Annotated in this window: 12 protein-coding genes and 1 pseudogene; 8 read left to right on the top strand and 5 right to left on the bottom strand. The window is 41.5% G+C overall.

What is annotated here, in order from left to right; all coding sequences use genetic code 11:
- Nucleotides 1–8 precede the first annotated feature (8 nt).
- From ACMVDV_RS19780 to ACMVDV_RS19770, 3 genes and pseudogenes are all read left to right on the top strand, one after another.
- Nucleotides 9–2,792 (top strand): discoidin domain-containing protein, encoded by a 2,784-nt coding sequence (locus ACMVDV_RS19780; protein WP_416159352.1) that lies wholly within the window; start codon nucleotides 9–11, stop codon nucleotides 2,790–2,792.
- Nucleotides 2,793–2,869: 77 nt separating this feature from the next.
- Nucleotides 2,870–4,008, top strand: a pseudogene (locus tag ACMVDV_RS19775) (alpha-mannosidase).
- An 88-nt stretch (nucleotides 4,009–4,096) separates the two neighbouring features.
- Entirely contained in the window at nucleotides 4,097–5,062 is a 966-nt protein-coding gene (locus ACMVDV_RS19770; RefSeq protein WP_416159351.1) for an isoaspartyl peptidase/L-asparaginase family protein, read from the top strand.
- Between the two features lie 32 nt (nucleotides 5,063–5,094).
- Here ACMVDV_RS19770 and ACMVDV_RS19765 read toward each other — a convergent pair whose 3' ends face one another.
- A complete protein-coding gene (locus ACMVDV_RS19765) occupies nucleotides 5,095–5,283 on the bottom strand; it encodes a DUF2200 family protein (protein ID WP_416159350.1) in 189 nt (62 codons plus the stop codon).
- A 194-nt stretch (nucleotides 5,284–5,477) separates the two neighbouring features.
- Here ACMVDV_RS19765 and ACMVDV_RS19760 point away from each other — a divergent pair, with 194 nt between their 5' ends.
- From ACMVDV_RS19760 to ACMVDV_RS19745, 4 genes are all read left to right on the top strand, one after another.
- A complete protein-coding gene (locus tag ACMVDV_RS19760; protein ID WP_416159349.1) occupies nucleotides 5,478–6,752 on the top strand; it encodes an RNA polymerase sigma factor in 1,275 nt (424 codons plus the stop codon).
- Nucleotides 6,753–6,861: 109 nt separating this feature from the next.
- A complete protein-coding gene (locus tag ACMVDV_RS19755) occupies nucleotides 6,862–7,722 on the top strand; it encodes a YciI family protein (protein ID WP_416159348.1) in 861 nt (286 codons plus the stop codon).
- A 34-nt stretch (nucleotides 7,723–7,756) separates the two neighbouring features.
- Nucleotides 7,757–8,128: a YciI family protein gene (locus tag ACMVDV_RS19750; RefSeq protein WP_416159347.1), complete on the top strand. Its 372-nt coding sequence runs from the start codon at nucleotides 7,757–7,759 to the stop codon at nucleotides 8,126–8,128.
- A gap of 29 nt (nucleotides 8,129–8,157) precedes the next feature.
- Nucleotides 8,158–8,511 (top strand): DUF1428 domain-containing protein, encoded by a 354-nt coding sequence (locus ACMVDV_RS19745; RefSeq protein WP_416159346.1) that lies wholly within the window; start codon nucleotides 8,158–8,160, stop codon nucleotides 8,509–8,511.
- Between the two features lie 47 nt (nucleotides 8,512–8,558).
- On the opposite strand, the gene minE (ACMVDV_RS19740) is transcribed toward ACMVDV_RS19745, so the two are convergent.
- The gene (gene minE, locus ACMVDV_RS19740; RefSeq protein ID WP_416159345.1) at nucleotides 8,559–8,825 is read right to left on the bottom strand and encodes a cell division topological specificity factor MinE; all 267 of its coding nucleotides are present in this window, start codon (nucleotides 8,823–8,825) and stop codon (nucleotides 8,559–8,561) included.
- Nucleotide 8,826: 1 nt separating this feature from the next.
- Nucleotides 8,827–8,967, bottom strand: coding sequence for a hypothetical protein (locus ACMVDV_RS19735; RefSeq protein ID WP_416159344.1), 141 nt, complete (start codon nucleotides 8,965–8,967; stop codon nucleotides 8,827–8,829).
- A gap of 203 nt (nucleotides 8,968–9,170) precedes the next feature.
- Here ACMVDV_RS19735 and ACMVDV_RS19730 point away from each other — a divergent pair, with 203 nt between their 5' ends.
- Entirely contained in the window at nucleotides 9,171–10,796 is a 1,626-nt protein-coding gene (locus ACMVDV_RS19730) for a methyl-accepting chemotaxis protein (protein WP_416159343.1), read from the top strand.
- Nucleotides 10,797–10,865: 69 nt separating this feature from the next.
- Here ACMVDV_RS19730 and minE (ACMVDV_RS19725) read toward each other — a convergent pair whose 3' ends face one another.
- A complete protein-coding gene (gene minE, locus ACMVDV_RS19725; RefSeq protein ID WP_416159342.1) occupies nucleotides 10,866–11,132 on the bottom strand; it encodes a cell division topological specificity factor MinE in 267 nt (88 codons plus the stop codon).
- Between the two features lies 1 nt (nucleotide 11,133).
- Complete coding sequence (gene minD, locus ACMVDV_RS19720) at nucleotides 11,134–11,943, bottom strand: septum site-determining protein MinD (RefSeq protein WP_304180287.1); 810 nt, start codon at nucleotides 11,941–11,943, stop codon at nucleotides 11,134–11,136.
- Between the last annotated feature and the right edge of the window lie 5 nt (nucleotides 11,944–11,948).

The raw sequence follows: 11,948 nt of genomic DNA, 5'->3' as shown, positions 1-11,948 counted from the left end.
GAATAAACATGAATAAGCCCAAACTTAGTAAACTATCTAGCATTATGCTGGTAGCAATGATCGGCCTATCAGGGTGTGGTGGTGCTGATAATCCGGATCCGACTGATATCCCAGCAAAAATTGATATTACCTCTGCTGATATTGCCGGTAGTGCAGTGAAAGGAACATTAGGTTTCGCAACGGTCACTGTAAAGCAAATGAATGGCTCAGATATTAAGGTGACGTCTAACAGTCAAACAGATGCTGCTGGTATGGTAAATCTGAGCATAGAAAGTCAACAAGGCTTTGGTATTAACGGTATGTTTAAGATGACCGTTAATACGGATGCTAACTCAACGATGATATGTGATGCGCCTAGCTGTGCTGAACACCTAATCGGTGAACAGATCAGTGGCACTGAGATTGCTGATCTGCAGTTAGCGACTTTAACATATGTTGATGTGCCTTACGCATCCACAAGTGATGGCGTAGCGGACGCTAATTTTCAAGTAAATGCTTTAACTACAACAGCCACTCATTTAGTTGAGCAAAGTATTGCCAATGGTTTAAATGTTGCTGTGCGTGAGTTATATGAATTAGCTTTATCAGATAACTCGCGTTTAGTGCTAAAAGCACTGGGGATCGACAGTAAAACCAATGTCTTTAATACCCAATTGATCAGTGCCGAAAGCTACGATAATTTTGTAGTAGGCCAAGATTGCGATAGTGAAGGTAATTGTACAGACCAATTGGCCGATATTAATATTATTAAACTTTCTTTAGCTAATGCAGTATTTGCAAGTCTTAGTAAAGATGAAACTGTCGCGGGTGTTATTAACGAACTCATTAGCGCGATTAACTTAGCCAATGATGGCGATGTAGTCGCTTTACAGCCATTGCGTGAGCGAATGTTGAAAACCATTGCCAGTTTTCCTTATCTAGATAAATTAGCGCTATCAGCTGAGGATGTCATTGATGTTGCGCTACCTTTTCTTGAAAGTGCCGCATCTAGTGGCCCTGTTAAAGAAATTACCAATGCTGAAAACCTTGCTACAGCAACGATCAATGCTCGTAATCGCATAAGTGACAACGAAGCTGAAAGTAAAGCATTTGATGGTGACACTAATACCAAGTGGCTTGATCATAATGATTGGTCAGGTGCGCCAAGTGAGCAAGATCCATCTTGGATCCAAGTTGATTTTGCTGAAAAACATGCTGTGAATAGTGTGTTCATTACGAGTGCTAATGATGCTGAGTCTCGAGATCCTCAAAACTTTAATATTCAAGGTTCAGTCGATGGTGAAAACTGGCTAACCTTGGCTAAATTTATTGGTGAGAACTTTGATGAGCGCTTTCAACGACGTGAGTTTCGTTTTGACAATGGTTTAGAATTTTACTCGTATCGTTTAAATATCACTAAAAATAGAGGTGATGATGGTTTAATGCAGTTATCAGAGATTGCTTTTGTGGGGCCTATAAATGCAAGTGTTGATCATGCTGAACCAATTGGCAGTGCTGTAATATCTGCAAGTGCAGGTGACAGTTATGCGCTGGCATTTGATAATAATGATGCCACAAGTTGGGTCTCTGATGTGCCTACAACTGAAGTACCCGTTTCGATTACAGCTACGTTTGCACAAGCCGCTGCCGTTGATAAGTTAGTACTGATTTCAGATGCTCAAAACGCAGATGGTGATCCCGCTACATTTTCACTTGCTGCAAGTAATGATGATGGGCAAACATGGGTTCACTTAGCTGATTATTCAGATGAAACATTTGAACGTCGTGGCGAAAGGCTATCGTTTGCGACCAATAATACACTGGCATTTTCTAGCTATCGTTTAAGCGTAACTAAAACTGCCGCTGGCGCCGAGTTAAAAATTGCTGATATTGCCTTGGTAGGGCCTAAAGTGGCAGATTTAAATCATGCGTTATCAGCCGATGCAATAATTACCGTTCGTAATCAGATTGGTGATGGTGAGGCGGGTGTTAAAGCGTTCGATGGTAATGTTGATAGCAAATGGTTGGACCATAATGATTGGTCTGGCGCACCAAGCGCGGAAAATCCATCTTGGGCAATGGTACAGTTCAGTGCCACGACAGCGGTTAATAAGCTGGCACTAACAAGTGCAAACGATGCTGACTCACGTGATCCGCAAAACTTTAACTTAGCAGCGTCAAATGACGGTGAAAATTGGATCACACTTGGTGCTTGGCTAGGTGAGAACTTTGAGCAGCGTTTTCAGCGCCGTGTTTTCACTTTTAGTAACGATTTGGGTTTTAGTTTTTATCGCTTCAATATTACTAAAAATCGTGGCGACGATACGCTGATGCAAATAGCAGAGATCGAGCTAATAGGTCCGCAGGTTGCTTCAGTTGATCATTCTGCAACTGCATCATCAGTCCTTGCAGGTGCTGGCGAGCAAGAGGGAGTGGTAGAAAATAATGCAACGGATGATGATAAAGCGACGGTATGGACTGCTACCACGGAGACTGTACCTGTATGGCTTGATGTTGCATTACCCCAAGCACAGATTGTCACTAATATCGCAATCACGAATGGCAGTGATAGTAACAACAAAGATCCGAAAAACTTCATCTTACAAGGCTCAAATGATGGCGGTAAAACATGGTTAGAAATAGCTAGCTTTAAAGACGAGGAATTTGAACAATTAAACCAACGACGTCTCTTTACAATAGGGAATGGTTTTGCCTTTAGCTTATATCGTTTAAGTATTAGTGCTAACAATGGCGATGCCCAGCAAGTTCAAGTTTCTGAACTCGAACTAATAGGCCCACTGCAACCATTTTAGTTTTAATTTTTTTGGTAGCTTATGAGTGCTAAATAGCGCTCCAAGCTACCTATTTTTTAGGTGAAACGGTAAATAATATGTTGTTTAAGAATAAACTTTCGCGATTAAAAAGGTGCTCTGCCATTTTAATAAGCCTTTTATTATGCAGTTTTTATGTGACTGCTGAATCTGTAGCCGGATCTCAACAGCGTGGGCTGCATATTTTTTATTACAGTTGGTATGGCAACTTAAAAGTTGATGGTCAATGGGCGCACTGGGATCACCAGGTATTACCTTACGGTGATCAACCTATTGTGGGACGTAAAGGCTACCCAGGCGGCGATGACATTGGTGCTAATTTCTATCCTGAATTAGGTACTTACAGTGCAAACGACGAAGCAGTTATGGATACACATTTGGCGATGATGAAGCAAGCAGGGGTTAGCGTAATTATATTAAGTTGGTGGGGTGATAGCGATTTTGGTACCAGTTCAGTGCCTATTTTTATGGATAAAGCCGCTAAAATTGGCCTTAAAGTTAACTTCCATATTGAACCTATCTATCACAGTGCAGCTGAATTTTTACAGGTAGTAAAACAGCTAGACCAGCGCTTTGGGCAACATCCCGCTTTATATCATTACCAAGGCAAGCCATTATATTATGTTTATGACTCATACAAAATGCCAATCAGTGAATGGCAGAAAGTGCTGTTACCAAAAGGCGAATTAACAGTCAGAGGTAAAACGTATGATGCTAACTTTATCGGGCTGTGGGTTGATAAAGGAGAGGAGTCATTCTTTTTAAACAGTGGTATGGATGGCTTTTATACCTACTTTGCTGTTGATGGTTTTGTTTATGGCAGTACCACGAAAAACTGGCCATACCTAGCTAAGTGGGCAAAGCAACACAATAAATTGTTTATTCCAAGTGTCGGCCCTGGGTATGCCGACGATAGAATTCGTCCTTGGAACAAAAAAAACTTCAGGGCACGCGAAGCTGGAAAGTACTATGACGCGATGTTTAAAAAGCAATTGCAGTGGCTCCAACATTTATCGGGGTGACTTCATTTAATGAATGGCACGAAGGGACTCAGATCGAGCCTGCGATTGAGAAGCAAGTGGGTGACTATAAGTATCTTGACTACAGCCCTTTAGCTGCGGACTACTATTTAAAACGAACTCATTATTGGAGTGAACGTTTTCAGCAGTCTTTAAATATACGCTCAGTTAAAGATTAAACAGATATACCAACTCATAGACGAGTCGTGATTAAATTAAATCGCTTGCTTTACAGCCAATGCTCGCAAGTTTGATAAGGAAACAATAATGATCAATAACAGACGTGACTTTTTAAAGTTATCAGCTATTTCAAGTGCTGTTGCATTAATACCGTTTAAGACAGTAGCTAAAAGTAAAGTTAATAAGCCTATCGTAGTCTCGACATGGCAACACGGATTGGCTGCCAATAAAGCTGCATGGCAGATACTTGCTGAGCATGGTAAAGCCATTGATGCAGTGGAAGCGGGTGTGCGAATTCCTGAAGCAGACCCTGATGTGATGACAGTTGGCTATGGTGGTTACCCTGATCGAGAAGGGAACGTTACGCTTGATGCCTGCATTATGGATGAAAATCAAAACTGTGGCTCTGTTGCATGTTTACAGCACATTATGCACCCAATTTCTGTTGCTCGTTTAGTGATGGATAAAACTCCGCATGTCATGCTGGTGGGCGAAGGTGCGCTGCAATTTGCTAAATCTCAGGGTTTTCAAGAGCAAAACCTCTTAACTAGCAAAGCAAAAAAAGCCTGGCAAGATTGGCTGGTGAAATCAAAATATGCACCGGTGATCAATATTGAAAATCACGACACAATCGGCATGTTAGCGCTTGATAGTAATGGAGATTTATCAGGAGCTTGCACCACCAGTGGCGCTGCGTTTAAAATGTCAGGCAGAGTAGGAGATTCGCCTATTATCGGGGCTGGACTGTATGTTGATAATGAAGTTGGTGCTGCGACAGCAACAGGCATGGGTGAGTTAATGATCAAAACGGTGGGCTGTCATTTAGTAGTTGAAATGATGCGCCAAGGCATGACACCTACTCAAGCATGTAAGGCCGCAGTTGAGCGAATTGCTCATAAATTGGGTGATTATAAACAATTTCAAGTCGGTTTTTTAGCTTTGAGTAAATCAGGCGAATATGGCTCGTTTTGTATTCAGCCCGGTTTTAATTATGCCGTAACATCAAAGGCAGGGAGTCAATTACTCGATGCGGCGAGTATCCTTAAAGTTTAAATAAATAATTTATTTCATTCATACTCAAATACTTAAAGAAAAAACAAGGAGAGAACGTTGGTTTTGGAATTTATACCAGCAACTTGGCTTTGTAGTAACGGGGGATGATCAGTTTGAGTACCATATGCAATGGAGTGAAATTTAAGCCTGAAAATTGTTTTCAGCGTTGTACCTTTAGCTAATTCATCTATTAGCTTGTCGAGATAGCGAATTGCCTGCATGCAGACGCCGTTACCTTTCTACACGTACACCACAAAAGATTCCTTTGAGCAGCTGGCGTGTAGGATTTAGTGGCAGGTTTGTTTGAAAATTGTGCTTTACTGCGCTACTGTTTTGGGTAAATTGTGAGATGTTCGTGGCATCAGTGGGAAAATGTCAGCGCGTCATTTCTCAGCTAAAACAAGCTAGGCGGTTGATGAATAAAGACAATACACGCGTCACAAATGATGCGGTAAAAAATAAACTAGCAGCTATATATCGTGATGAAGGACGGCGCATATACGCTACTTTGATCCGTTTGCTTGGAGATTTTGAGCTGGCAGAAGAAGCGTTACATGATGCTTTTAGCACTGCGCTTACACAGTGGCAATCTGAAGGCATTCCAAATAAACCCGCCAACTGGCTTGTCTCTACTGGTCGTTTTAAAGCAATTGATCAGTTACGACGCCAACACCGTCATAGCGAAATTGTGGCGCAATTAGCAGACGACAGCTCTGTAGAGGCTGAGTTTACTCTAGCAAACGCAGTAGATGATGAGTTAATTGCAGATGATCAACTGCGCTTGATTTTTACCTGTTGTCACCCTGCAATTGATATTAAAGTCCAGATAGCACTCACCTTACGTGAAGTGTGTGGCTTAACAACGGAAGAGATTGCAAGTGCATTTTTAACCTCTGTATCGACCATGGCACAACGCATCGTGCGTGGCAAACAGAAAATTCGTGACGCCAATATACCCTTTCAAATTCCATCACAAGAAGAGTTAGAGAACAGAGTTGACGCTGTGCTATCTGTTATTTACCTAGTGTATAACGAAGGTTATTCATCCTCTTTCGGCGATAGCGTGACGCGAACTGAGTTAACCGTTGAGGCTATTCGCTTAGCACGGCTGCTGCAGTCATTATTATCCGACACAGAAATAACGGGCTTGCTTGCGTTAATGTTACTTAACGGATCTCGCCACAATGCGCGAACGAATAAAGATGGCGATATCATTCTTTTAGCAGAGCAAGACCGCAGTCTATGGGACCAAGCGCTGATCCAAGAGGGAATAGCGTTAGTGCAAAGTGCTACGGCTAAGAGGGAATATGGTTTTTATACTATCCAAGCTGCTATTGCTGCAGTACATGCCCAGGCGTCAGATGCAAACAATACCGACTGGGAGCAGATCTTGGCTTGGTATTCTTTACTATTACAAGTGGCACCTTCACCCGTTATTGAGCTTAATCGTGCTGTTGCAGTGGCTATGCATCATGGCCCTGAGGCAGCTTTAGTGTTAGTCGAGCAACTATTACAGCAAAAAGTAATGCAAAAATATCATCTTTGTTATGCCACTTATGCCGAATTTTTAACTCGGGTAGGGCGTAAAAAAGAGGCTCGCGTTGCACTTGAACATGCTTTAACCCTTACCAAACAAGTCCCTGAGCAGCGAGTACTGCAGCGTAAATTAGTTGCTTTAGGACACATTTAGAAATTTTTATAAAATATTTTTAAATATCTGTCGATTTTATGTTTTGCCATTCGATTATTACATGAAGCGCTATTTTTAATTCATGTAAAAACACAAAGGAGTATGCAAAATGAAAGTTATGGTAATAGTCAAAGCAAGCAACAGTTCAGAAAATGGTGAATTACCCGATAAAGCGCTGCTAAGTGCTATGGGAGACTATAATGAACAGCTCGTGGCCGCGGGGATCATGGCCTCAGGTGATGGTTTAAAGCCAAGCAAGGAAGGGGTTCGTGTGCGTTTTAGTAATACGGAGCGGATTGTAACCAAAGGACCCTTTGCCGAGACGAATGAACTCGTCGCAGGTTACTGGGTATGGAATGTGGCCTCCATGGATGAAGCGATAGCTTGGGTTAAAAAGTGTCCTAACCCAATGACTGAAGAGTCCGATATTGAGATCCGACCTTTTTATGAAATGGCCGATTTCGCAGAAGTAGACACTGATGGCAGTATTGCTGAGCAAGAGCAGAGACTACAGAAAAACATTGTAATGCAACAGGCTAAAGCAAGTTGTTATCTGTTTTTCTCAGGCCGCTGTGAAGAAGCATTAACCTATTATCAGACCCACCTTAATGCAAAAATAGCTATGATGTTTCGTTTCAGTGATAGTCCAGAGCCGATCCCTGAAGGCGCAATTCCTGCCAATTTTGACGATAAGATAATGCATAGCGAATTTACCGTCGCTGGGATGAAAATTTTAGCGACAGATGGTTGTATCGATAACCAAGGTGATGGGGTTAGTTATTCTGGCTTTAATCTAACCCTAACAATTGATTCGGAGCAAACCTTGCGTAGTGTATTTGCTGCCTTAGCCGATGGCGGTCAGGTAAGGATGCCATTGGAGGAGACTTTCTGGTCACCTTTGTATGGTCAAGTAACGGACAAATTCGGTATTGGTTGGATGCTAATGTTACCAAGCCCTGATGGCAACTAATTGATATTAATTTATAAAATAAGCAGGTATTGATATGAAATATGTGGCACTGGTTTATTACGATGAAGCAACAATGCAAAAATTATCGCAACAGCAGTGGGATGCATTGAATCAAGAATGTATTGCCTGTGGTGATTCATTGCGTGAACGCAATTATATGCTGGGAGGGCAGGCGTTACAGCCAACAACAATTGCAACCACATTACGAGTTCGCACTGGTCAAGTAGAAATAACCGATGGCCCTTTTGCGGAAACTAAAGAGCAACTCGCTGGTTTTTATTTATTAGATGTGAAAGACCTTAATGAAGCGATACACGTTGCGAGTAAAATACCTCCCGCTCGCTATGGCAGTATTGAAATAAGGCCCGTTAGAGAGCTTCAAGCAACTGATAACCAAGGCTATTAGGCATAGATAAACATAAAAGGAGAATTACAATGAGTTATATTGATGGATTTGTGTGTGCAGTCCCCACAAATAGACAGGTCGAATATGCTGAGCATGCAGATAAAGCGGCACAGGTGTTTAAACAATGCGGTGCAATTCAGGTGATTGAGGCCTGGGGTGATGACGTTCCCGATGGGACACATACCTCGTTTTTACAGGCAGTAAAGTGTCAAGAAAATGAAACTGTGGTATTTTCGTGGGTAACGTGGCCATCAAAAGCTGCCAGAGACGAAGGCATGGCTAAATTTATGCAGGATCCTATTTGCGACATACAGCAAAACCCATTGCCATTTGACGGTAAACGTCTTATCTATGGCAGTTTTAAGGCGATTGTTGAACGCTAACTGAGTGTGCAAAACATAAATAGGGCGCTTAAATAGCGCCCTAATTTTTATGGTTTTTTCTCTTCATCCGGTAAAGTGACGTTGAGTTCTAATACTGCTAAGTCGTCTTCGTTTTGATCGAATTGGACTTGTACCGCGTCATTACTGATGTTGACGTATTTACGGATAACATCAAGAATATCTTGTTTTAGTTGTGGTAAATAATCAGGCGTACCACGCTGTGAGCGCTCATGCGCAACAATGATCTGCAATCGCTTTTTTGCTAGTGACGCTGTATTTTTCTTTTCTGAGCGGAAGTAGTCAAGTAGTGACACGTTAACCTCCAAATATCCGTTTGAACAAACCTTTCTTCTCTATAGCTAAGATTATGATATCAAAAAGCTTGTGAACAACTTTACCCTGCTGGCGAGGGTCATCAATTGATTCGAAATATTTAAATAACTGAATGTCAGCCATAGGGATGCTCCTTAAAAGGAGTATAAGATCATACTTTTAAGTCAAGGTAAAGTTCGTGATCTTGCCCTAGCTATGTGTTAGGTTCTAAAGGTTAGTTTTTGGTGCATTTTTAGGTTAGCTAACTAACCTAACTTTGTAACTATTTTTACAAAATTGCTGCAAGAGTGGGGTGGCGTCCACAATTTTTAATCCCGGAGTTTACTATGATACGAAATTTCTCCATAGGTGTTCGCGCTAGTATTGCGTTTGGACTTATTGGTTTATTAACTCTTATTTTGGGTGGAGTTGCAATAAATCGTATTAAAGTGATTGATAATGAAATAACCTTCATCAGTGACAAACAAGTTCCAGCAGTTGACAACGTTAATGACTTAAATCGGCAGTTTCTTAGGGCACGTATTCATTCTGCTAATATTAGCAGCTATATTGATGATCCCGCACGTCTGCAAACATACCAAGGCAAATTTAAAGAAGCTATTAGTGATCTAAAGCGAAATCAGGGAGAATATGAGACAGTTATCACTGATGCACAAACGAGAAAAATATTTAATGAATATATGCTACTTGATAGTCAGTACGAAGAATTAACTGAGCAGTTTAATCAATTAGTTGCTGCGGGTCGTAAAGATGAAATCGACTCTATACGTGAGAATCGTATTCTGCCTTTAACCAATACAATCACAACGAAGCTCACAGAGCTACTTGCTAGAGAAATGTTACAAATAGATGAGGCCGCAGAGGAAGCCCATGCTGTCGCTAGTGCTGCGAATATTGCCGTTATTATTGTGTTGATTGTGGTTATTGTATTGTTAGCCTTATTCGCATTTATGCTCACCCGCAGTATTGTAAAACCGATTGCTGAAGCGGTGTCGTTTGCACAAACGATTGCCCAGCGTGATCTTACCAAACGTATTGAAATTATTGGCAATGATGAACCCGCGCAATTACTGCAGCAATTACAGTTAACCCAAGATGAGCTAAGAAACTCGATTGTTACTATATCCCAATCATCGGAGCAACTAGCATCGACATCTGAACAGTTAAGCTCTGTTACTGAAGACTCCACACGTATTATTCAACAGCAATCAGAAGAGTTAGAGCAAGCAGCGACAGCGGTTAATGAATTGACTACCGCAGTAGAAACTGTCGCTCAAGATGCGCAAAATGCTTCTCAAGCATCTGATCAAGCTAATCAGCAGGCGCAGCAGGGTAATGAACGGGTAAGGCAGACTGTTCAGGCTATTGATGAATTAGCACGAGAAATTTCTGAGTCATCAGGAAATGTAACTGAGTTAGCTGATAAAGTTAAGAGTATCACCAAAGTACTTGAAGTTATTCGCGGTATTGCAGATCAAACAAACCTATTAGCACTAAATGCGGCAATAGAAGCGGCACGAGCTGGCGAAACGGGGCGAGGGTTTGCGGTTGTGGCTGATGAGGTTCGTTCGCTTGCCCATAAAACACAGCAATCTACGGTAGAAATTGAAGACATGATTAAAGTGATTAATAAATCTAGCGATCGCTCTGTGGCAACAATGGATAAAAGTTTACACCGGGTCACTAAAACATTAGATATTGCCCGTGAAGCGGGCGATGCTTTACAGCTTATTGCTACTGCTGTTGCAGAAATTAATCACCATAACATTTCTATTGCCAGTGCAGCTGAAGAGCAAGCGAATGTGTCACGAGATGTTGATCAAAACTTGGTAAGTATTCGTGATTTGTCTAATTCAACAGCTTCAGGAGCAGAGCAAACCAGTGCTTCCAGTCGAGAATTATCGCGTTTAGCGGTGGATTTAAATGAATTAGTAAAACGCTTTAGCGTATGATATTAAACTGAACACGAAGCCAAAGTTAATATTAAAATGTGAAAGGGCGCTTAAATAGCGCCCTAATTTTTATGGTTTTTTCTCTTCATCCGGTAAAGTGACGTTGAGTTCTAATACTGCTAAGTCGTCTTCGTTTTGATCGAATTGGACTTGCACCGCGTCATTACTGATGTTGACGTATTTACGGATAACATCAAGAATATCTTGTTTTAGTTGTGGTAAATAATCAGGCGTACCACGCTGTGAGCGCTCATGCGCAACAATGATCTGCAATCGCTCTTTTGCTAGTGACGCTGTATTTTTCTTTTCTGAGCGGAAGTAGTCAAGTAGTGACACGTTAACCTCCAAATATCCGTTTGAACAAACCTTTCTTCTCTACATCTAAGAAGCGAAAATCAACAGTTTCGCCTAGTAAACGATTAATCGCATCGGCATAGGCTTGGCCTGCATCAGATTCAGTGTCAAGAATAACAGGCTGACCTGAGTTTGATGCGCTTAATACCGCTTGTGATTCTGGAATAACCCCAAGTAATGGAATAGAAAGAATATCTTGTACATCTTCCACTGACAGCATTTCGCCACGTGCTACCCGATCTGGGTTATAGCGGGTCAGTAATAAATGCTCTTTAATATTTTCAAGGCCTTCTTCAGCGCGTTTAGATTTGCTATGCAAAATACCTAAAATGCGGTCTGAATCACGTACTGAAGATACTTCAGGATTGGTAGTGACAATTGCTTCATCAGCAAAGTACATCGCCATCATCGCACCTGCTTCAATCCCTGCCGGAGAATCACAGACGATGTAATCAAAGTCTTTTTTCAGCTCGTTTAGTACACGCTCAACACCTTCACGGGTAAGTGCGTCTTTATCACGAGTTTGTGAGGCTGGAAGTAAGAATAACTTTTCGACTCGTTTGTCTTTGATAAGTGCTTGATTAAGGTTCGCTTCACCATTGATGACGTTAACAAAATCATAGACCACACGGCGCTCACAACCCATGATCAAATCAAGGTTACGTAGCCCAATATCAAAGTCAATAATGACTGTTTTATAGCCTTTTAGAGCTAAACCTGTGCCAATAGCAGCACTCGATGTAGTTTTGCCTACACCACCTTTACCTGACGTAACGACAATTACTTTTGCCATAAGAT

The organism is Pseudoalteromonas sp. ASV78, from assembly GCF_047806705.1.
GTDB classification, from domain to species: Bacteria; Pseudomonadota; Gammaproteobacteria; order Enterobacterales; family Alteromonadaceae; genus Pseudoalteromonas; species Pseudoalteromonas prydzensis_A.
This window is presented reverse-complemented; position numbering and strand designations above follow the sequence as displayed.